The following is a 22,537-nucleotide window of genomic DNA, read 5'->3' on the forward strand; positions in this document are numbered from 1 at the left end:
AGATGCACAGACCAGATACAAAAATCCCGGCAAAAGCCGGGATTTTTTTAAGCCATGCATTGGCTTAAGCCACTAACAACGATCACGCATCAAACGGATGACGCAGAACGATTGTCTCAAGTCGATCAGGGCCTGTTGATATAATATCAATCGGCGCACCGGTCAGCTCTTCTAAGCGCTTAATATAAGCCACTGCCGCAGCCGGCAACTCATCCAGTGTTTTAGCACCCAAGGTGGACTCCGTCCAACCAGGCATAGATTCATAAACCGGCTCAACCGCTTCATAATCTTCACTGCCGCTCAAAGAGCTCACAAGATTACCCTGGGCATCTTTATAAGCGGTACAGATTTCGATCGTTTCCAGACCGTCCAACACATCCAACTTAGTCAGACAGATACCGGATACCGAGTTAATCCGAATAGCATGCTTAAGCGCAACCGCATCAAACCAACCACAACGACGAGCACGGCCCGTTGTTGCACCAAACTCATGACCTCGAGTTGCCAGACGATCACCGATTTCACAATCCAACTGAGTCGGGAAAGGACCTGAACCAACGCGTGTGGTGTATGCCTTAGTGATACCCAACACATAATCCAAATACAATGGACCAAAACCACTACCTGTAGAGGTACCGCCAGCGGTTGTATTAGATGAGGTAACGTAAGGGTAGGTACCATGATCAATATCGAGCAACGATCCTTGAGCGCCTTCAAACATGATATTTTCACCACGCTCACGGTACTCATGCAGCATCGAGGTAACATCAGCCACCATCGGACGCATGATCTCAGCCATTTCCAGCGCTTCTTTCAGCACTTTATCGTAGCTGACAGCCTCGACCTTGTAATAGTTTTGCAACACAAAGTTATGGTATTCCAATACCTCTTTGAGTTTCACCGCAAAACGTTCCGGATTCATCAGGTCATCTACACGCAAACCACGACGCGCGACTTTGTCTTCATACGCCGGCCCAATACCACGACCCGTGGTACCGATTTTAGCTTCACCACGCGCCAGTTCACGCGCCTGATCAAGGGCAACATGATACGGCAGGATCAGCGTACAGGCAGGGCTCAGACGCAAACGCTCACGTACAGGAACGCCGCGCCCTTCCAGCTCGGTTATCTCTTCTAGCAGTGCTTCCGGAGAAAGCACCACACCATTACCGATCATGCAGAGCACATTCTCACGCAAGATACCGGATGGAATCAGGTGAAGAACGGTCTTCTCACCGTCAATAACCAGCGTATGACCTGCGTTATGACCGCCCTGAAAGCGTGCCACGGCAGTAGCCTGATCTGTTAACAGGTCGACGATTTTACCTTTACCTTCGTCGCCCCACTGTGTTCCTAAAACAACTACGTTTTTGCCCATTGGTTGTCTCTAGCGATTAGTCTATCTTAATAATTAAAGGCTCTTGAGAACCCACGTATCATCCTGCTGCACTAACTGGTGAGTAAACTGCTGCGCATCTTCCACAACAGCACTATCCAGCAACTGTACAACACGCTCTCCCTGAGCTCTCAACTTAGCCACAACTTCCAGCGCTGCAGAGTCTTCAACAGCCGGTACCCGTACAACTTTACGTGCCGGTTTAGACGGTGTAGCCGCCAACCCAACAAGTGTTTTCAAGTCTGCACTAAACCCGGTTGCCGGACGAGCACGACCAAAATCGCGCCCGACTTCATCATAACGGCCACCTTTTGCCACCGCTTGCCCAAATGCCGGAACATAAGCAGCAAACACGACGCCTGTATGGTAGTTATAACCCCGCAACTCACTCAGATCGAAATACAGATCCAGTTGCGGATAACGCTGGGAGATCTGCTCTGCAAGTGCATCCAGATAATCCAACGCTTCAATAATCGTTTGTTCTACACCCGCAAAACACTCACGAGCCTGTTGCAATACTTCCCGTCCGCCATGCAATGTCGGCAGTACCGCCAGATAACGCTTCATGCGCTCATCCAGATCAGATTCGGCTAAAAACCGCCCTATTTCAGGCAAGTCTTTACGCTGCAGCAACTCAAAGTATTCCGCTTCTTGATCGGCATTTAAGGCAGCCTCACCCATTAAACCACTGTAAATACCGACATGGCCTAGATCGAGACTCAACTCTTGATTGACCTGCATCGCATTCAGCGTTTCTACCATCAGCGAGATAATCTCAACATCACTGGCAACACCGGAATGACCAAATAGTTCAGCACCCACTTGTAGCGGGTTTCGGGACGCCAGCGGATTAGCTGGCAAGGTATGCAATACGGTACTGCAATAGCAAAGACGAACCGGCCCCTGATAACTCAGATGGTTCGCATCAATGCGGGCGACTTGCTGGGTAATATCTGCACGAATGCCCATCATACGACCTGTTAGCTGATCCGTTACTTTAAACGTACTCAGCTCTAGATCTCGACCGACACCCACTAGAAGTGAATTCAAGTGCTCAATCAGTGGCGTCATGACTAACTCATAACCCCAGCTATCATAAAGATCCAGCAAGCGACGACGCGCAGTCTCAACCTGTTGTGCCTGAGGCGGCAGCACCTCTTTGACGCCGTCTGGTAGCAACCAGCGTTCTGCCAAGGACATGTAACTCTCCGAAATACAGTGGATCAGTTGAATATATAAAGCAGGATGACACCGGTCATCATACTTACAAAACCTGTTATGCGCAGCCCTCGGTTACTCACCAAAGCTAATTGGTGTACCAAGTTGCGCCAACGTTGTGGATAAAGAAAAGGAACGATGCCTTCCATCACCAGCATCAGACAGAAACCTATCAGTAGCGGATGCCAGAGTTCAGAATGCATAACTCTCCTCGACACAACGGCACAGCCGTCACATAAAAAAACCGGGTCTTAACCCGGTTAATAAATTCTACCACGGAACCGACGCTTTAGTGCAGCCTATTCCGTGGATTTTTTATACGACGAAAGGTCTATTCCGACGCCTTCCCCGTAGGGCTACCTAAGTAACGGAAGAACTCACTATCCGGTTTCAACACCATGATATCGCCCTGCTGATTAAACGCCGCTTTATAAGCGTTCAAGCTACGGTAGAAAGAGTAAAACTCAGCATCTTTGTTATATGCATCCGCATATACCTTAGCCGCTAAAGCATCACCTTCACCACGGACCTGTTGAGCATCACGATAAGCATTGGCTTCGATAACCGCTTTTTGACGATCGGCATCCGCCTGGATACCTTCGGCAAGTTCTTTACCACGAGAACGCAATTCGCGCGCTTCCCGTTCACGTTCTGTCCGCATCCGCTCGTAAACAGAGGCAGATACTTCCTGAGGCAAGTCGATTTTCTTAACGCGGATATCAACCATCTCGATACCCAGCTCATCCTTAGTCTGAACACTTAAGGAATCAACCAACTCTACCATCAACTCATCACGCTCACCGGAAACAACCTCATTCAGAGTACGCTCACCGAATTGGTTTCGCAGGCCCGCATCCACGTTTGGAAACAGCAACTCGGCTGCTTTATACTCATCACCCGATGTTGCGGTGTAGTATTTTTGCGGATCAACAATACGCCACTTAATGAAAGAATCAACAATCAGACGTTTCTTTTCAACGGTCAGGTACGACTGAGACTGAGCATCCAATGTCTGCACACGCCCATCAAACTTACGCACCTTATTGATCACTGGGATCATGATATGCAAACCCGGTTTGATATCCGGATCAACAATCTCACCAAACTTCAGCAATACCGCCCGATCTGTTTCTTTAATGATATACAGGGTATTAAAGCCAACCACCACCAGCAAGAGTGCGATCACCAATCCTGTCATTGATTTACCCGACATTAGCGTGCCTCCCGTGTAGTCGTTTGCTGACGCTGACGTAATTGATCGATAACCTGATCAGTCACATCCTGTAATTCAGAGCTGTTCAACCGTCCACTTGTCGATCCAGTTGATGTCCGAGGACGACTCTCTACCAGCTTATCCAGCGGCAGATACATCATATTATTACCGCCCTCAACATCAATCAGCACCTTAGAGTTTTTCGATAACACCTCTTCCATTGCATCAAGATAAAGACGCTCGCGGGTTACCTCAGGCGCTTTCTGATATTCGGTCAGCAATGACGTGAAACGCTGAGCATCACCTTTCGCCTGCGCCACTACTCGCTCACGATAACCATTTGCCTCTTCCTTCATACGCTGAGCAATACCTCGCGCTTCAGGGACAATACCATTACGGTACGATTCGGACTGGTTGATCGAACGCTGCTCATCTTCACGTGCTTTGATAACATCATCAAACGCATCCTGAACCTGAGACGGCGCCTTAGCTTCTTTAATGTTGATCTGAGTAATACGCAAACCGGTCTGATAGTCATCCATGAAACCCTGCAAACGCAGTTTCACATCGCTACCTAATACCTCACGACCAGCCGTCAGAATTGAGTTCATCTCAGATGAACCAACGGTATGCCGCAAAGCCGATTCAGAAGCATTACGCAAACTGGCATTAGGATCACGAACCTTCAAGGCATAATTAACCGGATCAGAGATAACGTATTGAACGGTCATGCTGACATCAACGATATTCTCATCTTCAGTCAACATCAGCGAGCGGTGCTCATAAGCACTTACACGCGTCACATTCGTAGTGATCACTTCATCGATCATGGGCGGGTTCCATTGCAGACCAGGCATCACGGTTTCGTGATATTTACCTAGTCGCAGTACAACACCACGCTCCTGCTGATCGACGGTGTAAAAACCCATCGCAGCCCAACCCACGAGTATGACGACAACCACTACGGCCAAGAAACCAGCAGAGGACCCATTAGAACCGGAGCCTCCTGTGCCTTTATTGCCACCTTTACCAAAGATGCCGTTCAGTTTTTCCTGCAGTTTTTGCAATGCTTCATCGAGATCAGGTGGCCCCTGATCTTTTTTACCACCGCCACGACGATCACCGCCGTTATTCCAGGGGTCCTGATTATTGCCGTTACCACCAGGCTCATTCCAAGCCATACTGTACTCCGTTATTGAACTTTGAAACCATTAAAAAAATTGTAAGCAGCATACGCTAACTATGCAACCACTCGGGTTTGTTGACATTGTCACCAAGGTATCTTTCCGGCGCAATGTGCATACGACTTAATAATTGCAGTAGATCTTTTTTCTGAATTCTAACTTCCAGATCAATCATCCCCTGCTCATCAACCACCTCATTAAGCACAGCCCCCTGAGCATAAAGTTGAGCTCGTAGCCCACCTTCCTCCGGCCGCAAACTTAGCTGCTGATGAAAAATATCATCGACGAGCAACTCAGTGATCGCCTCAAATAACAGCTCGATACCTTCGCCAGATACAGCGGATAGCCAGACACGTATCGGTTTACCTTCATCATTACGATCGATACGGGCCTCAGCCCTCTCGAGCATATCGATTTTGTTATAAACCTCAAGTGTTAGTACTTCATCTGCGCCGATCTCTTTCAGTACGGTATGCACTTCATGCATATGCGACTGCCGATCTTCATCATAAGCATCGATCACGTGCAACAACAACTCTGCTTCTGTTGTTTCTTGCAGAGTAGCACGGAATGCTTCAACAAGCTTATGCGGCAAGTGCCGAATAAAACCAACGGTATCCGCTAGAATCGCGGGCCCAACATCGGCTAAGTCGATCCTGCGTAAGGTTGGGTCTAGAGTAGCGAATAGCTGGTCGGCCGCATAGACCTCAGCGTCAGTGATACGATTAAACAGCGTCGATTTACCCGCATTGGTATAACCCACCAAGGAGATCGTCGGTACTTCTGAGCGACTACGGGCTCGACGCCCCTGCTCGCGCTGCTTACGCACTTTTTCTAGTCGTTTGAGAATACTTTTAATTCTGGCTCGCAGCAGACGTCGGTCGGTTTCTAACTGGGTTTCACCCGGACCACGCAGGCCGATACCACCTTTCTGTCGTTCCAAGTGGGTCCAGCCGCGCACCAGACGCGTCGACATATGCTCCAACTGAGCCAATTCCACCTGAAGTTTACCTTCATGGGTACGGGCACGCTGGGCAAAAATATCCAGAATCAATCCTGTACGATCGAGCACACGGCATTCGATAGCGCGCTCAATCTCACGTTCCTGACCGGGGCTTAGCGCATGATTAAAAATCACTAACTCAGCTTCGTGCAGGTGCACAAGATCTCTCAGCTCTTCTACCTTTCCAGAGCCAATGAATGTTTTGGGGTTGGGGAGACTGCGAGATCCGGTTAAAAACGCAACCGGATCTGCACCGGCGGATAGGGCGAGCTCTTCGAGCTCTTTTGGACTTTCGCGGTCCACCTCATCAGCCATATCGATATGAACAAGAATGGCGCACTCGCCAGACTTAGGGCGCTCAAAGAACAATGAAAACCTCAGTCAGTTGATTCATCACCCTGCGGTAGTTTTACCGGACGGGCTGGAACCACAGTAGAAATAGCGTGCTTGTAAACCATCTGGCTGACAGTATTCTTCAGCAGAATCACAAACTGATCAAAGGACTCAATCTGTCCCTGAAGTTTGATGCCGTTTACAAGAAAAATTGAAACAGGTACCCGTTCTTTACGTAGTACGTTTAGATAAGGGTCTTGTAACGATTGCCCTTTTGACATTGGAAGCTCCTTCCTATGAGTAAGTGGTGCACCACGACTGAAGCATAATTCATGCCCCGCGATACAATATGCTGTCACTAAAAAGCCGGACAGCCCAAAAATTATTTTCTGTACTGCATTATATAATGATCCCATCCAACAATTTCAAGGCATTATTGGTTAAATTAGGGTCTGCTGATTCAAAATAATGCAGATTCTCCCAACTACGCAGCCAAGTTATCTGTCGTTTGGCTAATTGTCGCGTAGCGATGACACCTTTTTCGACCATCGTCGGGTAATCCCACTGCCCCTCGAAATACTCCCACATCTGCCGATAACCGACACATCGCATCGATGGCATCTGCAGATTTAGGTCACCACGATCCCACAGTGAACGAACTTCCGCTTCAAACCCTTGCGCTAACATTACCTGAAAACGTTTCTCAATCCGCTCATGTAATGTTTTACGCGCTTCGGGCATGACACAAAGCTGAGTGACATTATAGGGCAGTTTCTGCTGCGCTTGTTCCTGCCACAGATCGGTCATGCTACGCCCGGTTAATTCGTAGACCTCTAATGCCCGCTGCATACGCTGGGGATCATTCGGATGAATTCTCTGAGCCGCTTGAGGATCAACCCGTTGCAACCGCTGATGTAAATACTCCCAACCCTGCAACTCAGCTTCTTGCACCAGACGATCACGAATCGATTGATTCGCCTGAGGCAGTACCGCCAGCCCTTTCAGCAACGCTTGATAATACATCATTGTGCCACCGACCAGCAGAGGTATTCTGCCAGCGCCGCGAATCGCCGCCATTTCAGCCAGTGCATCGGCGCGAAAATCAGCCGCAGAGTAACTCTCTGCCGGATCAAGAATATCCACCAACCGGTGCGGATAGCGAGAAAGAAACGCCGCATCCGGTGTCGCGGTGCCAATATTCATATCGCGATAGATCATCGCTGAATCGACACTGATGATGTCACAGGGCAAACGATCGCATAACGCCATCGCCAAATCGGTCTTACCTGAGGCGGTCGGCCCCATTAAAAAAATAGCGGGTGGTAACTTCTCACGGTTTTCATCGACTGAGGAACTCAATTTACTGCCCCCGCATAAATAAGCTATCGAGATCCGTCATCGACATCTGCGTCCACGTTGGCCGGCCATGGTTACACTGACCGCTACGCTCGGTGCGCTCCATATCCCTTAACAACGCATTCATCTCTGGAATAGTCAGTTGTCGATTCGCTCTGACAGAGCCATGACATGCCATCGTGGCCAGCAACTCATTGGTATGCTCTTGAATTTTTTGACTGGTACCAAAGATCACCATATCCCCTAATACATCGAGAATAAGCTTGCTGATATCGGCGCTAGCCAATGCCACAGGCACCTGCCGGATGACTATCGTTTCCTCGCCCATGCGCGCAATTTCGATGCCCAACTTAGAAAACACTTCGGCGTGCTCTTCCGCACAATCGGCTTCCATGGAACTCACTGCCATGCTCACCGGCACTAGCAAAGGCTGACTACGCACGCCTTCCGCTTCATAGGCCAGTTTCATACGTTCATACACCACCCGCTCATGGGCTGCATGCATATCCACAACCACCAAGCCCGCATCATTCTGCGCCAACACAAAAATACCGTGCAGCTGTGCAATCGCATACCCTAATGGGGGACATTCACTGCTATCGGTTTCAGCCATCGCATCTAAAGCGGTATCAACCACTCCGTTCTGTGGATGTAGCGCGCCATAGCCAGCAATCTGATCTCTCACCTGCCCCGCACTCGGACGATCCCCAACATAACGACTGGACGGCGCAAAACCGGCCCCAGCCATACCTGTAGCAGTCCCCTGCAATTGGTGCAGCGGCATCCGGCTCTGCTCAAAATGCTGCCCACTCGCCGCTTGGCCCGGCACCGCACTCAGTAATGTTGAAGCCGCCGCGCCCGAAATAGCGGGTTCGCTGCCCTGCTCTGGGCGAATATCGGCAATCACCCGATGAGTCGTGCGGAAAATAAAATCATGCACCAATCGGGTTTCACGAAAACGCACTTCATGCTTAGTGGGGTGTACATTCACATCCACCAGTTTAGGGTCTAATTCCATATACAGCACATACGCAGGATGTCGCCCGTGATAGAGCACATCTTGATAGGCCTGCCGTAATGCATGCGCCACCACTTTATCGCGAATAATCCGGCCATTAACAAAGAAATACTGCAGATCAGCCTGACTTCGAGAAAAGGTTGGTAACGCAACCCAACCCCATAACCTAAGTCCTGAGGCTTCAGCACTCACATCCACCTTCATCGCATTTTCAATGAAAGCCGGTGACAACAGCGTCGATATACGGCGCTCTTGTTCGGTCTCACTGATCGCAGGACGTAATTGATGAATCACTTTCTGGTTGTGACGCAGCGTAAACCCCACATCAAACCGACTCAGCGCCAGTCGTTTGACCACCTCTTCAAGGTGTTTAAATTCAGTTTTTTCGGTTTTGAGAAATTTACGGCGCGCAGGGGTATTAAAAAACAGATCCCGTACTTCAACGGTGGAGCCCTGAGGGTGGGCGGCCGGCGACACTTCAGCGGTCATATCCCGCCCTTCGGTTTGCACCTGCCAACCGGCATCCTGATCGGCCGTCCGCGAGGTCAATGTTAGACGAGAGACCGAACTGATGGAGGCGAGGGCTTCCCCCCGAAAACCGAGGCTTTCAACCGCCTCAAGATCATCTAAATTGAGTATTTTACTGGTCGCATGACGGCTAAGCGCCAACGCTAGATCATCTTTCTCAATGCCTCGGCCATCATCTCGTAGCCGAATCAGCTTTACGCCGCCCTGCTCAATATCCAGCTCAATTCGGCTAGCCCCAGCATCTAAGCTGTTCTCCAAGATCTCTTTAACTACAGAAGCGGGTCGTTCAACCACTTCTCCGGCGGCGATCTGGTTCGCCAGCCGAGGGGTCAGCAGGTGTATTCGGGACATATCACAGGTTACATCTAATGGATTAACTGGCGGGAATCTTGAGCACCTGACCGATCATAATATGGTCAGCGCTACGTAGCCCATTTGCCTTACGTAAAGCAGCCAACGATACACCGTTCCTGCTGGCAATAACAGAGAGGGTATCCCCCCTCACAACCTTGTAGCTGAACGGGGTCGTTTTTTGAGTACCGCCCTCTTTTTGCCACGCCAACCAAGTCTGCGCTGGAGGCTTGGCGGTAAAATGCGCTTTGATCCCCGAAAAAATAGCCTGCGCCATTTTACGCTGATAAGCTTTTGACTTTAACTTCGCGGCCTCATCGTGGTTGGTAATAAAGCCGGTTTCAACCAGAATGGAAGGGATATCCGGCGATTTCAACACCACAAATCCCGCCTGCTCAACCTGTTTTTTATGCATTTTAGCGAACTTGCTCATATTACGATGGATACTATTCGCTATATCTCGGCTATCACTGCGGCTCGCGGTCATCGACATATCTAGCAACACCTTCGCCAATACATCATCTTTATCTTCTAAGCTGACACTACCCACACCACCAATCAAATCAGCACTGTTCTCTTTTTGCGCTAACCAGCGGCCCATCTCACTACTGGCGCCACGGGGCGACAGCACCCATACAGATGCGCCTCTAGCCCGATGGTCGCGAAAGCCATCCGCATGAATCGATACAAACATATCCGCATTCATCTTCCGCGCCCGCTGAGTACGGCTGCGTAAACTAATATAGTAATCGCCATCGCGGGTTAACTTCGGCTGAAAGCCCCGCTCCTTCGCCAGCAAGGCTTTCAGTTCCCGTGCAATTCCCAGTACAACGGTTTTCTCTTTCACCCGCCCCGGCCCAATCGCACCAGGGTCTTCGCCACCATGGCCGGCATCAACAGCAATAATAATATCTCGCCGAGCGGAAGGGTCGTTAACCGACGCCACCGCTGTTTTCGGCGGCGCTTCCGCCATATCGCGGTAAAGATCGACCACCAGCCGATCGCCATATTGATCATTCGGCTTGAGGGCAAAACTTTTCGGTTTTACATGCTCTTTAAGCTCCAGCACGATACGCAAATCTTTGCCGCCGTTACGGGAACCCGAGCGCATCAAGGCGATAGGACTACTGGCTAAATCAACCCCTTGCAGGTCAGACACCAACTTAGTATTAGCGAGATCTAAGACAATCCGGTCAGGTTTTTTCAGGGTGAATAATTTATGCTGTGCCGCTGCCGAAAGGTCGAATACCAGCCGTGCATGATCCGGCGCAATCCATACCCGCACATTATGAACCTCAGCACCTAAAGCGCTGACAGCACTCAACCCGCCGCTCAATAGCAGCACAACTAGGCTCAATCGCTGAATCATTCTATTTATTCTACCGCTCATACAACCCGTATTCCCCCAACAGCTACACCTTTATCGTTTACCCACTAAACAGTACAACTCTTTAGCTTATCGGCCAGTTGCCGGCCTTTTTCAGTTTGAGCCTGCCAAGTAATCCGCCGACCTCGCTGTTCGACGTTAATCGTTAACAGCAAGTCCGCCACTGGCAAGATGCCTTCACCCCGTTCAGGCCACTCTATCAGACAGATGCTCTGATCGGTAAAATAGTCGCGAATCCCGAGATATTCGAGTTCTTCAGGGTCGCCTAAACGGTAGAGATCAAAGTGAAACACCGTTAACGCCTCTAATTCATAAGGCTCAACCAGTGTATAGGTTGGACTCTTAACGGAACCTTGATGACCAAACCCTTGTAAGACACCACGACTCAACGTTGTTTTACCCATACCTAGATCACCGTTAAGGAAGATGACTTCCCCGCCGCTAATCGCCTGAGCCAACTGCTGACCAAATCCTACCATCGCGGCTTCATCAGCCACGAACACACTGCTATCAGATTCTTGCGGCACGCTGTTATTCCTCATAAACCATTCACTAACAGACGCAATTGTGCCAATAGATCAGTCGCTTGCATACCTCGGCTACCATATTGCTTCGCACTGCGATCGGCTGCCGCCCCATGCAACCAAGCCCCCAAGCGAGCAGCATCCGCAGCAGACAAGCCCTGCGCCATCAACGCACCAATCACGCCACTGAGCACATCGCCCATTCCTCCGGTCGCCATCCCCGGATTACCGGTAGGATTAAGATGCAACGCATCCCCATCAAAACTGAGGCTGCCTGGGCCTTTCAACAAGGCCACCCCGCCAAAAGCGGACTGTAACGCAACAATCGCAGCAAATCGATCCGCTTGTAGCGCCTCAACCGAGCAGTCCAGCAATCGAGCGGCCTCTCCCGGATGCGGTGTAATCACCCAATGCTCTCCATCTAACTGACCAAACGCCCGCCGCCGATGCAACAGATTTAACCCATCAGCATCCAACACTAGAGGTTTACCGCTCTTCAGTGCGACCATCAGCAGCTGCTCACCCCAAGCGCTTTGCCCCAAACCAGGCCCCAACACCAGCACCGTCGCGCGCTCAAGCAAAGGATTAAGTTCAGCGCCAGAGCGAACCCCTACGGCCATCGCTTCAGGGTAGCGACTGAGCAGGGCACTTAGGTGTTCTTCTCGCGTCGCTACCGTCACCAACCCCGCACCACAACGACCGGCCGCCTGTGCCGCCATAATAACCGCACCACCCATACCTACATCGCCACCGATCACTAAAACATGACCACAGCGACCTTTATGGGCCGCTTTAGGGCGAGGAGGCAACAAATGGCTGACATCATCCGCACCCGTGATAAACCCCGAAACCTCTACCGCTTCATAGACATCATCACTCACGCGCAGGTCATCGAAGAGTAGCTCGCCGGTATATTCAGGTCCTTGATGGGTCAACAACCCCCGCTTAACACCGATAAAGGTTACCGTCAGGTCGGCTCGTACCGCAATGCCTTGCACCGCACCGGTATCACTGCATAGCCCAGAGGGGATATCCAAAGCCACGACCGGAAGACCCGCATGATTGATCTGTTTAATCGCCGTTTTAAAAGGATCACGCACCGCACCGCTGATACCCGTACCCAACAAAGCATCAACAATCAGCTCACCGGTAAAAGTTTGTCCTCGATAAGGCTCGCTAGACACTCCTTCATTCTGCAACCATGTCCAAGCTTCTTGCGCCTCACCGGATAACCGTTCGGCAAAATCATCACCGCCAACGCAAAGAAGCTGTACTGACATGCCTTGACGATGCGCCAACCCCGCCACGACGAAACCATCACCGCCGTTATTACCGCCGCCACAGAGTAGGGTTAATTTACGTACCTCAGGCCAGCGTTGCCGCAAGCGATCAAACGCCGCGTGACCGGCTCGTTGCATCAGTTTAAAACCGAGCACCCCTGAAGCGATCGCCATACGATCAAGAGCGCGGCTCTGTTGGGCTGTGTATAATGCTGTTGGCAGGCCTGAATGTGACATACGGTATTCTCTAAAAGTGCTTCTAACTTTTTCATTCCTAACTTTATTATATAGTGCCAATGACTCAATACGACCCCGAAACACTGCAAAACCTAGCAATAAAGATCAAAACAGAGGCTGCGGCCTTGGGTTTTCAGCAATGCGGCATTACCGATACAGATCTCAGCGCTGAAGAAGCCCCCCTAAAAGAGTGGCTCGATAAAGGCTATCACGGGGAGATGAGCTATCTAGAGAACAATATTGATAAACGCATTAACCCCGCCCTGTTGACCGAAGGCACTCAACGGATTATCTGTGTGCGCATGAACTGCCTGCCGCCCGATATCCAAACGCTTAAGATTCTTAAAAACCCAGACCAAGCCTACATCTCCCGCTACACCATGGGGCGTGATTATCACAAGATCATGCGTAAAAAACTGACGCTACTGGGTAAAGCGATTGAGAAACTGATCGGTGAATTCGGCTACCGTCCTTTTGTGGATAGCGCCCCTGTACTGGAACGCCCCCTAGCCCGCAAGAGCGGCCTAGGTTGGCAGGGTAAACATACCCTGATCTTAAACCGAGAAGCGGGTTCCTGGTTTTTGCTCGGGGAGCTGTTTGTTGATCTCCCTCTCCCCGTCGATCCCCCTTATACCGAGGAACACTGCGGCCAGTGCCAAGCCTGCATCGATGTCTGCCCAACCCAAGCGATTGTCGCCCCCTACGAACTGGATGCCCGGCGCTGTATCTCTTATCTCACCATCGAGCTGAAAGGCGCTATTCCCGTTGAGTTCCGCCCACTGATCGGTAACCGAATCTTTGGTTGTGATGATTGCCAGCTGATCTGCCCGTGGAACCGATTTGCCAAACATAGCGAGGAAACCGACTTTACCCCGCGACATCAACTGGATCAGATCTCATTACTAGAACTACAAAGATGGGATGAAGCCACATTTCTCAAACGCACCGAAGGCTCGGCCATCCGGCGCACCGGCTTCAGCGGATGGCAACGCAATATCGCGGTCGCCCTCGGCAACAGCCGCGGCGGAGAGGCCGTTTTGAGTGCTTTACAGGGAATGATAGATGGAGATGATCCATTGGTGCGGGAACATGCACGCTGGGCCATGGAGGCGCTTCAATCTACCTCCACAGACAATAGCACCCCTATTTTGCAACACCCCCGCGCAGCTAAGTTGCCGGACTAGACCGAACTAGAGACATTCAACTAAAAAGGGTTAATTAAAAAGACTTAACTGAAAAGACCGTTAACATCACAGCTTTCCCGCTTACCCAATTTAGCCTGATGGGTATGCAACCACTGGTCGCAAGCCTCTCGGCCGGCATCCTTCAGACCGATCAAAAACTGCTTACTATTATCATACATACTCATGCGACTGAGCCCATCCAATGAGTCATCACTTTCTAGCAGATGGCAACGCATGCCGTTGACTTTGCGTTCAGCCCAGCCCTGTCGCCAACGAGAGCCAGAACTGTATTGGCGAATATTACTCACCGCACGCATCTCTCGCATAAAGGTGCTTTGAAAACCGAGTTCAGTAACTCTTTCCGCAATCGCTTCAGCCGATACGGGTAAACTCTCCCGCTGTAACGATTGTAATAAAATAATCAACACGTCATCCGCAACACACTCATAGATCAGGGGAAAGACCGCTGGATTACCCGAAAAGCCACCATCCCAGTAGTATGCACCATCAATTTCAATCGCTTTATGGATGTTCGGCAAACAAGCCGATGCCAGCAGACGGGGCAAATCTAACTCCCGCTCGTGAAACAGCTTCAATTTACCCGTCGCCACCTCTGTCGCGGCAATAAACAGCTTGAATGGACTATTTTGACGCAGCTTTTCAAAACACACCTGCTTTGCTAACAGATCTTCCAATGGATTAATATCCAGTAGATTCACATCATACGGGGACAAATAACGCATCGCATGCAGCCAGAAACGTGTCACCGCACCTTCGACCTGCTCAGGTAAGCGAACCGAAAAATCACTTGCCGCCACCGCCAGCCAGAAGGATGCCAACTGCTGCTTCGCCCCTTCTCGCCCACCCTGACGCCAACCTTCCGCCATCATCACCGCATTCATCGCACCGGCACTGGTACCACTGACACCCTCGAAATTGATCCAGGTTTCATCCAGTAGGCGGTCTAAGACCCCCCAAGTAAATGCTCCGTGAGCACCGCCACCTTGCAATGCAAGATTCAGAGATACTGACTTCATAATTCACCTCAACGTTAGTATCGATATTTATTGTGCGCTGCACAAAAAATAGCACAAAAATACCTCGCTAAGAATAAATACTCTATGTTTAAACAGTTAAACTGGCCTGAAACGACTGTTGCAGACCGATAAAAAGCGGTATCAGAGGATGGTTTTTAAGCTCGATTAGCCTAAGGAGGACAGGCAATAGCGCTATGTTTAACAATTATTAATGGGCAGAGAGGGTTGGCGCGGGCTCACTAAACAGATACCCCTGTGAATAATCAATACCGAGGGATTCAACAACCTTCTGAACCGCTTCATTATGCACAAACTCTGCGACTGTCTTGATACCCGCATTGCGGGCAAAAAAGACGATCGCTCGAGTAATTTCATAACTCTTACTATCGGTATCAATATTCTTAATATATTTCGCATCTATTTTTACCACATCCACATGTAGCTCAAGAATGCGCTCAAAATTAGAATATTCGGTGCCAAAATCATCGATCGCCAACACATAACCTAGCGCCTTGAGGCGGCACAGTTGAGCAATATGGCTACTTTTACCCGCTGAGCTAACCCCTTCAAGAATCTCCAGCACCAACTGTTCTGGTTTAACACCATACTGGGCGGTCTTCTCGCTCAGATAGGCTTCTAGATACTCCATCAAAAGATCATCTTCGGTAATATTGACGGACAGCATCAAACCGGTACCCGCGATCTTGGCCAACCCTTTATCGATCATCAAGCGACTAATCGTGGGGAACAGCCCCGATAGTTTGACCGCATGAAGAAAATGGTAAGGCGTATACACGGTGCCATTATCTTCCAATCGTACCAACGCCTCATAACTCACAATATCGCCGGTCGCGTTATCCCGAACGCCCTGAAAATAGGGAACGACTCGACCATCATTAAGCGCCTGATGTAACATCGCGTTCCAGCCGATATATTCACGCCGCAAGGCTTGATCGGGCTCATCCCGTTCGGCGTTATAGAGATGGAAACGGTTCTTCCCTAGCGCCTTGGCCTGACTCATCGCCTGAATAGCCTGCTCAAGCAATGCGGTACGCCCTGTTGCCCCACCAATCGTAAAGGTGATACTAAAACGCTGATTATCGATCATCAATGAATGGGTAAATAGATAGCGGCGAAAGCACTCTACCTGCTGTTCAAGATCGGTGAGTCTTCGATAATAGAGGGCAAACTCATCCGCATTGATACGATAGAGTTCAGCATCAGGAAACTGCTCAGCAAGCAAACTAGCCACTTCACACAGAAAGAGATCACCGAACGCTGGCCCGTAAGCGGTGTTAATAAAACGAAAATTATCCAGATTGATCAGCAATAACGATTGCTTAGCAATGCAGTTATTTAACGTTAATTTTAATTTAGACTGATTCGGCAACGACGTCAGACTATCATATTCAAGAGCAGTGACCAGTTGCTGCTGCTGTGCCTCCAGCGCCTGTTCCTGAGTATGTTTGGCCAGCACAATACTCACCATCAATGCACCGACATCCAGTAACCGAGTATGAAAGGCCGAAGGCATACGGTGTTCAAACGAAGACAGTGCAAAGGAACCAATGACGGCGTCATCAGCATCATGAACAGGTACTGACCAGCAGGCGCATAGGTTAAAATCTCGAGCAAGATGACGCAGATCGCCCCATCTAGGGTCGCTAAAGGTATCTTGCACATACACCGGTTCATCACGCATCACAGCGTTACCACAGGAGCCACCGCTCGGCCCTGGCGATAAACGACATAGCGCATCAATCCCTGCCTGCGGCACACTCGGTGCCACCAGCACATTCAGGAGTCCAGTATCTTTATCCAGCAACATAATGGTAGCAGCCGAACGAGGTAACAACTGTTCGGCCATCTGACATAAGGCGGTGAGAATATCGAGAAAATTCTCACTATGGGCTACCTGAGTGAAAATAGTCTGCTGCAAGCTCAGAATTTTATCCAACTCATCGGCCGACATCATCAGCGGTGCATCGCTATATGAGCTTGCATTATCTATTACATCAATCATCGGTACTCAAGCGCTCAATCCCTCTACCCTCTATCAATAACCCTTCTATATATAAGCTTTTTTGCGGAAAGCTACAATATTAAACCGCGATAGAAGGTGAATTTAGCCCGTAACTCATACTTAACATTAACCTTTAAAAAACGTTTTACGGTAATGAGCCAGCTCATTAATGGAATCGATAATGTCATCAAGGGCTAGGTGTGAACCCTTCTTCACTACACCATCGAGCACTTCAGGCGCCCAACGCCGAGCCAGCTCTTTGATCGTGCTGACGTCCAGATTGCGGTAATGGAACCAGTTTTCTAGTTCCGGCATATACTTCACCAAAAAACGACGGTCCTGACCGATCGAGTTACCACAGATAGGTGACGCGCCCTGATCAACATACTGATCAATAAAAGCAATGGTATCCAATTCAGCCTGACGCTCACTAATCAGGGAATCACGGACTTTTTGCGTCAAACCCGATTTCCCATGCTGATTAGTACACCATTCATCCATGCCGTCCAATAGCGCATCCGACTGATGGATGACCAAATTTGGCCCTTCTGCCAGAATATTCAACTGCGAATCTGTTACGATGGTAGCAATCTCAATGATCCTGTCATGCTCCGGATCCAAGCCGGTCATCTCAAGATCGATCCAGATCAGGTTATTCTGCCGTGACATAATGGTATTCCTTAGCGTCAGTACTATAAATTTAAGACTGAATAGAATACCTTAGCAGGCTGTAAAAATTCACCCCTACACCAGAATTAGCTGATAAATGTCGAAACGAAAACTTAACCGCCGCCAAACATGGCGTGTACAAAAGATTCAGGATGAGCGCGCACAGCGGGCCGCCCGTAAAGATTCAGATATCGACCAGCAGTTGGAAGGCGGTGATCTGGGCCCTGAGCAACATGGCCAGATCATCTCCCACTTTGGCCGTCAGGTTGATGTTGAAGCCCAAGAAGGCGAAGCGGCTGGGCAGATTTTTCGCTGCCATATGCGTACCAACCTCGATGCGCTCGTCACCGGTGACCGGGTTATCTGGCGGGCGGGCGTAGAGTATGGCGTGGTGGTAGCGACACAACCACGGACCACCATTTTGCAACGGCCGAATAACCACGGTGAGTTAAAGCCGGTGGCGGCCAATATCGACCAGATCATTATCACCATCGCCGTTGAACCACTCGCCCATTACAACCTTATCGATCGATACCTGGTGGCCTCTGAGTTAAGCGGTATCGAGCCGATCATCCTGCTCAACAAAACAGACCTGATTAATGATGACAATCGTGAACGGGTCGACACCATGATCGATCTTTACCGCTCGATCGGCTATCAGGTCATGACCGTCTCGTCGGTGGATAAAGAGGGTCTTGCGCCGCTGCAAGCACAACTCAATGACCGCATCAGCGTCTTTGTCGGTCAGTCGGGGGTGGGTAAGTCCTCCCTAATTAATGCGCTGTTACCGGGTATTGACCTCAAGGTGGGCGCCTTATCCGAATCCACGCGCAAGGGTACTCACACCACCACCACCGCACGATTGTTTCACTTTCCCGATGGCGGCGACTTGATCGACTCTCCCGGAATCCGTGAGTTTGCCCTATGGCACATTAATGAAAACAACCTCCTCGATGGCTTCCGCGAATTTGCACCCTTTATCGGTTACTGTAAATTTAGAGATTGTAACCATGAACGGGAACCCGGTTGTGCTATCAAACATGCGATCGAAGAGGGTAAAATCAGTGCCCAGCGGGTTAATAGTTACAAACATATTCTAACGAGCCTGAATCAGAACTGACGGGGATAATGCCGGCGGATGACCGAACAACAAAAGCCACAAAATGCTGAGCAGTGGTACCAATTCCTGAGCGATAAGCAACCACCGGTCAGGGCCAGTATGGTGCATCGATTTCAGCGTATGCTGACAGACAAAAACTGTTCGGTCATCCTCCTGAGTCGCTTTATCAAAACCGATCCTCTGCTCTGCTTTTATGTGGCACTCACCGCCGGCACACTCCATGGCGAGAAAAAATCAGAGATCACCAGCATTGATCACGCCATCGGCTCATTGGGTATCCGCAAGCTCGAAGAACTGATCAACAGCCTGCCAACTATCCGTTTAAAGCCCAGCAGCACTGCCCAAAAAATGTATTTTCGTGCGGTGGCCAATAGCCACCATGCGGCGATTCAGGCTCGACAATGGTTAATCCAATGTCGCGGTGGGATGTTTGCCGAAGAAAGCTATCAAGCCGCCCTGTTTTACAATATTGGCCACTGGCTGCTGTGGTATTTCGCTCCCTTGCAGATGTCTCAAATCCAGATTTTGGTCCGCGAAAAGAACATAAGTCCAGAACTTGCCGAAGCCCGCATTCTCGGTAGCACCATCGATGCCATCTCTAAGCGGTTACTGACCCACTGGCCAGTCTCCCCTTTGGCTCGCATCACCCTAGAAACCAGCTCCCCTCTAAATCACCATATGATCATGCAGTTGCATCAACGTGCTTTGGGCGATCCGCGTTTAGAGGGCGATCAACTTCGACAGCTAAACCATCTGACTCAGCAAAAGTTCTTCCCCGTAAAACTGAGTAACTGGTTAGCCTTCACCAGCAATTACAGCTGGACGAGTGAAGCAACGCTGCACCTGATGGACATTATTAATGATTACCTACGTGGCGAGATAGATCACACCTGCAGCTTTCTACATAAGAACTGTGCTGCCGCCGCACGCCTTTATCATGTTCCCGGTACTCTCTCGCCTGCCACCGAGATGCTAATGCTAGAGTCCGATCTTGCACCGGCTTACCGACTCACCCAAACAGATAAAAAATTATTCGCACGGCCGCAACCCGATACCGCCCTACCCTTACTGAATAAACCGGCAACCGTTGATATCAAGCCTGACGCACACACACTCGAGGCCCATGACAACGCCGCTCAGGCAAAGTCTGATAAACGTCAACAGGATGCCTATCAGGCCTATCTGGATAAGTTCAACGTACTGGGGGATTCTTACACCCAGGGCCCACAGATTCTGACTGATCTACTGAAGGGACTGGTACGTGGCGTCGGCATGAAGCGTGTCGCACTGAATATCCTGCCGCCCAATAGCCAAACACTCAAAGTCGTCAAAGCGATAGGCTTTGAAGAGGGACACCCCCTACCACACTCTACCCATCAGCTATCCCCTAACAGCTTGTTCCACCGGCTAAATAAGAAACCCGCTTGCCTGCTGATCACACAACAGAACCGTCAACAGGTCAGTGAGATGCTGCCAACCTCTTTTAGTCGTTCGGTGGGGGAGCACAACTATCTATTTATGTCACTGATCGCCTCAAATCGATCCATGGTGATTATCTATGCCGACCGCGAAGGCTTGCCCGACGGGATACAGAATATTCACCATCAACAATTTAAAACCTTGTGTCTTGCAGCGGGACGCTGCCTTGATCAACTTTACGCCTCACGCGCTGGAGCCAAACAATGAGCCTGCCACTGGTTATCTCGCCTCAACAACTGGTTAACGAATTATCCAATCCACAACTGCTGATCCTTGATCTGTCATCAACCGACAACTATCTCACCGGTCATGTCCCCGGCGCCATCCGTGTCGATCCGACGCGTCTGTTACGGGGACAAGGCAGTGTGCCCAATAAAATACCCGACCTCGCCCAACTGAATGCATTAATGAGTGAGATAGGCCTCACCCCTGAGCGCCCCGTGGTTGTTTATGATGACCAGATGGGTGCTTGGGCAGGACGCATGATCTGGACCCTTAACTGTATCGGCCATCAGCAGTGCTCACTTCTCGATGGCCATTTACCCGCTTGGAAAAAAGCGGGCCTCACACTACAACCCACACCGAACACCCCGGTCGCCAGCCATTACAGCGGAACACTCAACCCTGACTACCTAGCGGACATCGCTTACATTAGCGGCCATCTCGAGGATAGCGATCATATCGTACTGGATGTTCGTTCACCGGCTGAATATAGCGGCGAGAAAGTCATTAATGCGAAGCATGGCGGCCACATACCCGGCGCGGTGAACTACGAATGGACCAACGCCCTGGCATCCACGGACTGTCCACAACTAAAGCCCGCTGCCGAGATTCTTGCTGACCTAGCGGCACTGGGCGTGACACCGGATAAAACCGTGATCACCCACTGCCAGACCCACCGACGTTCAGGGCTAAGTTATCTGTTCACAAAACATCTTGGGTTCGATAAGGTACGCTGCTACGATGGCTCTTGGTTTGAGTGGGGCAATCGAGATGATACGCCCATCGAGTCTTAAACCTGTGTATGCTAAACATGCCAGCTATGCCGGATAATACCGGTACTTTTTATACAATGTTTTTTCGGAACCCTGACAGTGAAAGATTCCCTTTTTATTCTGCTGCAACATCTGCTGCCTCAACACCTGCTGTCCCGTGCAGTCGGTTATTTGGCTGAGAGTCGCTGCAACTGGATCAAACGCCCCTTTATTAAGACCTTTGCCAAACGCTACGGGGTGAATATGTCCGAAGCGTTGATTGAAGATCTGGAGCAATACGACAATTTCAACGCCTTCTTCACCCGCGCACTGAAGCCGGATATTCGTCCTCTCGATGAGGCGGCTGTGGTATCACCCGCCGATGGCGAAATCAGCCAGATCGGCACATTGCAATACGGCCGTATTCTGCAAGCTAAAGGCCGAGGCTATGGCCTTAGTACTCTGCTAGGGGGCCACGCGGATCTAGCCGAACACTTTATTCACGGTAGTTTTGCCACCATCTATCTGTCACCCAGCGATTATCACCGGGTGCATATGCCAATCACCGGCACCCTGCGGGAAAGTATCTATGTTCCGGGCGATCTCTACTCGGTTAATCAGACCACCGCTAAGGGTGTTGATAACCTGTTTGCCCGCAACGAACGATTGATCACGATTTTTGATACCGAACAAGGGCCGATGGCGATGATCCTCGTCGGCGCCATGATTGTCGCGGGTATCGAAACCGTTTGGGGTGGTCAGGTAGCGCCGCCAACGAAAAACAGCTGGCGCATAGACCATCAAAAACCTGTAGAGCCGATAATCCTGCAACAGGGTGAAGAGATGGGGCGATTTAAACTCGGCTCCACCGTGATTCTATTATTTGGTAAAGACGCAATAGACTGGTCAGCATCACTACAGGCGGATGATCCCGTACGCTTAGGCCAACAAATGAGCGGCTAGCAACAACTTGCCGCCATTAACTTAGATATGCCCCTTTCGATGGGCACTTACATACATCAT

At 50.2% G+C, this 22,537-nt stretch carries 20 protein-coding genes; 5 read left to right on the plus strand and 15 right to left on the minus strand.

What is annotated here, in order from left to right; genetic code table 11:
- Positions 1 to 82 precede the first annotated feature (82 nt).
- The 12 genes from EH243_RS05465 to EH243_RS05520 form a co-directional block, all read right to left on the minus strand.
- Positions 83 to 1,378 carry an adenylosuccinate synthase gene (locus EH243_RS05465; protein WP_126157645.1) on the minus strand — a complete coding sequence of 432 codons (1,296 nt, stop codon included), beginning with the start codon at positions 1,376 to 1,378 and terminating at the stop codon, positions 83 to 85.
- A 33-nt stretch (positions 1,379 to 1,411) separates the two neighbouring features.
- Positions 1,412 to 2,596 carry an ATP phosphoribosyltransferase regulatory subunit gene (locus tag EH243_RS05470; protein WP_126157646.1) on the minus strand — a complete coding sequence of 395 codons (1,185 nt, stop codon included), beginning with the start codon at positions 2,594 to 2,596 and terminating at the stop codon, positions 1,412 to 1,414.
- A gap of 23 nt (positions 2,597 to 2,619) precedes the next feature.
- On the minus strand, positions 2,620 to 2,817 hold the full coding sequence (locus EH243_RS05475; protein ID WP_126157647.1) for a DUF2065 domain-containing protein: 198 nt from the start codon (positions 2,815 to 2,817) through the stop codon (positions 2,620 to 2,622).
- Positions 2,818 to 2,945: 128 nt separating this feature from the next.
- Positions 2,946 to 3,827 (minus strand): protease modulator HflC, encoded by an 882-nt coding sequence (gene hflC / locus EH243_RS05480; RefSeq protein WP_126157648.1) that lies wholly within the window; start codon positions 3,825 to 3,827, stop codon positions 2,946 to 2,948.
- Positions 3,827 to 5,008, minus strand: coding sequence for an FtsH protease activity modulator HflK (gene hflK, locus EH243_RS05485; protein ID WP_126157649.1), 1,182 nt, complete (start codon positions 5,006 to 5,008; stop codon positions 3,827 to 3,829). The genes hflC and hflK overlap by 1 nt, the downstream gene beginning before the upstream one ends.
- A 55-nt stretch (positions 5,009 to 5,063) precedes the next feature.
- Positions 5,064 to 6,383, minus strand: coding sequence for a ribosome rescue GTPase HflX (gene hflX, locus EH243_RS05490; RefSeq protein ID WP_126157650.1), 1,320 nt, complete (start codon positions 6,381 to 6,383; stop codon positions 5,064 to 5,066).
- Between the two features lie 8 nt (positions 6,384 to 6,391).
- Positions 6,392 to 6,628: an RNA chaperone Hfq gene (gene hfq / locus EH243_RS05495; RefSeq protein WP_091361235.1), complete on the minus strand. Its 237-nt coding sequence runs from the start codon at positions 6,626 to 6,628 to the stop codon at positions 6,392 to 6,394.
- A gap of 118 nt (positions 6,629 to 6,746) precedes the next feature.
- Positions 6,747 to 7,652 (minus strand): tRNA (adenosine(37)-N6)-dimethylallyltransferase MiaA, encoded by a 906-nt coding sequence (gene miaA / locus EH243_RS05500; protein ID WP_126157848.1) that lies wholly within the window; start codon positions 7,650 to 7,652, stop codon positions 6,747 to 6,749.
- 55 nt (positions 7,653 to 7,707) lie between these two features.
- Positions 7,708 to 9,600, minus strand: a complete 1,893-nt coding sequence (gene mutL / locus EH243_RS05505; protein ID WP_126157651.1) for a DNA mismatch repair endonuclease MutL — start codon at positions 9,598 to 9,600, stop codon at positions 7,708 to 7,710.
- 22 nt (positions 9,601 to 9,622) lie between these two features.
- The gene (locus EH243_RS05510) at positions 9,623 to 10,969 is read right to left on the minus strand and encodes an N-acetylmuramoyl-L-alanine amidase family protein (RefSeq protein WP_164549052.1); all 1,347 of its coding nucleotides are present in this window, start codon (positions 10,967 to 10,969) and stop codon (positions 9,623 to 9,625) included.
- Positions 10,970 to 11,034: 65 nt separating this feature from the next.
- Positions 11,035 to 11,514: a tRNA (adenosine(37)-N6)-threonylcarbamoyltransferase complex ATPase subunit type 1 TsaE gene (gene tsaE / locus EH243_RS05515; RefSeq protein ID WP_241235001.1), complete on the minus strand. Its 480-nt coding sequence runs from the start codon at positions 11,512 to 11,514 to the stop codon at positions 11,035 to 11,037.
- Between the two features lie 11 nt (positions 11,515 to 11,525).
- Positions 11,526 to 13,028 (minus strand): NAD(P)H-hydrate dehydratase, encoded by a 1,503-nt coding sequence (locus EH243_RS05520; protein WP_126157653.1) that lies wholly within the window; start codon positions 13,026 to 13,028, stop codon positions 11,526 to 11,528.
- A 59-nt stretch (positions 13,029 to 13,087) separates the two neighbouring features.
- On the opposite strand from EH243_RS05520, the gene queG reads away from it, so the two are divergent.
- A complete protein-coding gene (gene queG, locus EH243_RS05525) occupies positions 13,088 to 14,212 on the plus strand; it encodes a tRNA epoxyqueuosine(34) reductase QueG (protein ID WP_126157654.1) in 1,125 nt (374 codons plus the stop codon).
- A gap of 44 nt (positions 14,213 to 14,256) precedes the next feature.
- Here queG and EH243_RS05530 read toward each other — a convergent pair whose 3' ends face one another.
- The 3 genes from EH243_RS05530 to orn form a co-directional block, all read right to left on the minus strand.
- Complete coding sequence (locus EH243_RS05530; protein ID WP_126157655.1) at positions 14,257 to 15,249, minus strand: patatin-like phospholipase family protein; 993 nt, start codon at positions 15,247 to 15,249, stop codon at positions 14,257 to 14,259.
- A gap of 208 nt (positions 15,250 to 15,457) precedes the next feature.
- Positions 15,458 to 17,272: a sensor domain-containing diguanylate cyclase gene (locus EH243_RS05535; RefSeq protein WP_126157656.1), complete on the minus strand. Its 1,815-nt coding sequence runs from the start codon at positions 17,270 to 17,272 to the stop codon at positions 15,458 to 15,460.
- A gap of 126 nt (positions 17,273 to 17,398) precedes the next feature.
- A complete protein-coding gene (gene orn, locus EH243_RS05540; RefSeq protein ID WP_126157657.1) occupies positions 17,399 to 17,941 on the minus strand; it encodes an oligoribonuclease in 543 nt (180 codons plus the stop codon).
- Between the two features lie 97 nt (positions 17,942 to 18,038).
- Between orn and rsgA the strand changes: the two genes are divergently transcribed.
- The 4 genes from rsgA to asd all read left to right on the plus strand — a co-directional run bounded on the left by rsgA (position 18,039) and on the right by asd (position 22,477).
- Complete coding sequence (gene rsgA, locus EH243_RS05545; protein ID WP_126157658.1) at positions 18,039 to 19,061, plus strand: small ribosomal subunit biogenesis GTPase RsgA; 1,023 nt, start codon at positions 18,039 to 18,041, stop codon at positions 19,059 to 19,061.
- An 18-nt stretch (positions 19,062 to 19,079) separates the two neighbouring features.
- Positions 19,080 to 20,747, plus strand: a complete 1,668-nt coding sequence (locus EH243_RS05550) for an HDOD domain-containing protein (protein WP_126157659.1) — start codon at positions 19,080 to 19,082, stop codon at positions 20,745 to 20,747.
- A complete protein-coding gene (locus EH243_RS05555) occupies positions 20,744 to 21,556 on the plus strand; it encodes a sulfurtransferase (RefSeq protein WP_126157660.1) in 813 nt (270 codons plus the stop codon). Before EH243_RS05550 ends, EH243_RS05555 begins: the two co-directional genes overlap by 4 nt.
- Before the next feature lie 78 nt (positions 21,557 to 21,634).
- Positions 21,635 to 22,477 carry an archaetidylserine decarboxylase gene (asd, locus tag EH243_RS05560; RefSeq protein ID WP_126157661.1) on the plus strand — a complete coding sequence of 281 codons (843 nt, stop codon included), beginning with the start codon at positions 21,635 to 21,637 and terminating at the stop codon, positions 22,475 to 22,477.
- Positions 22,478 to 22,537: the final 60 nt, after the last annotated feature.

This window comes from Amphritea opalescens, assembly GCF_003957515.1.
GTDB lineage: Bacteria > Pseudomonadota > Gammaproteobacteria > Pseudomonadales > Balneatricaceae > Amphritea > Amphritea opalescens.

Coding starts and splice junctions, on each gene's coding strand:
- EH243_RS05470 (WP_126157646.1), bottom strand. CDS start 2,596: ATGTCCTTGGCAGAACGCTGGTTGCTACCAGACGGCGTCAAAGAGGTG.
- rsgA (WP_126157658.1), top strand. CDS start 18,039: ATGTCGAAACGAAAACTTAACCGCCGCCAAACATGGCGTGTACAAAAG.
- miaA (WP_126157848.1), bottom strand. CDS start 7,652: ATGGGGCCGACCGCCTCAGGTAAGACCGATTTGGCGATGGCGTTATGC.
- EH243_RS05475 (WP_126157647.1), bottom strand. CDS start 2,817: ATGCATTCTGAACTCTGGCATCCGCTACTGATAGGTTTCTGTCTGATG.
- EH243_RS05520 (WP_126157653.1), bottom strand. CDS start 13,028: ATGTCACATTCAGGCCTGCCAACAGCATTATACACAGCCCAACAGAGC.
- EH243_RS05465 (WP_126157645.1), bottom strand. CDS start 1,378: ATGGGCAAAAACGTAGTTGTTTTAGGAACACAGTGGGGCGACGAAGGT.
- EH243_RS05555 (WP_126157660.1), top strand. CDS start 20,744: ATGAGCCTGCCACTGGTTATCTCGCCTCAACAACTGGTTAACGAATTA.
- orn (WP_126157657.1), bottom strand. CDS start 17,941: ATGTCACGGCAGAATAACCTGATCTGGATCGATCTTGAGATGACCGGC.
- queG (WP_126157654.1), top strand. CDS start 13,088: ATGACTCAATACGACCCCGAAACACTGCAAAACCTAGCAATAAAGATC.
- hflC (WP_126157648.1), bottom strand. CDS start 3,827: ATGTCGGGTAAATCAATGACAGGATTGGTGATCGCACTCTTGCTGGTG.
- hflK (WP_126157649.1), bottom strand. CDS start 5,008: ATGGCTTGGAATGAGCCTGGTGGTAACGGCAATAATCAGGACCCCTGG.
- mutL (WP_126157651.1), bottom strand. CDS start 9,600: ATGTCCCGAATACACCTGCTGACCCCTCGGCTGGCGAACCAGATCGCC.
- EH243_RS05510 (WP_164549052.1), bottom strand. CDS start 10,969: ATGATTCAGCGATTGAGCCTAGTTGTGCTGCTATTGAGCGGCGGGTTG.
- EH243_RS05535 (WP_126157656.1), bottom strand. CDS start 17,272: ATGATTGATGTAATAGATAATGCAAGCTCATATAGCGATGCACCGCTG.
- EH243_RS05550 (WP_126157659.1), top strand. CDS start 19,080: ATGACCGAACAACAAAAGCCACAAAATGCTGAGCAGTGGTACCAATTC.
- hfq (WP_091361235.1), bottom strand. CDS start 6,628: ATGTCAAAAGGGCAATCGTTACAAGACCCTTATCTAAACGTACTACGT.
- EH243_RS05530 (WP_126157655.1), bottom strand. CDS start 15,249: ATGAAGTCAGTATCTCTGAATCTTGCATTGCAAGGTGGCGGTGCTCAC.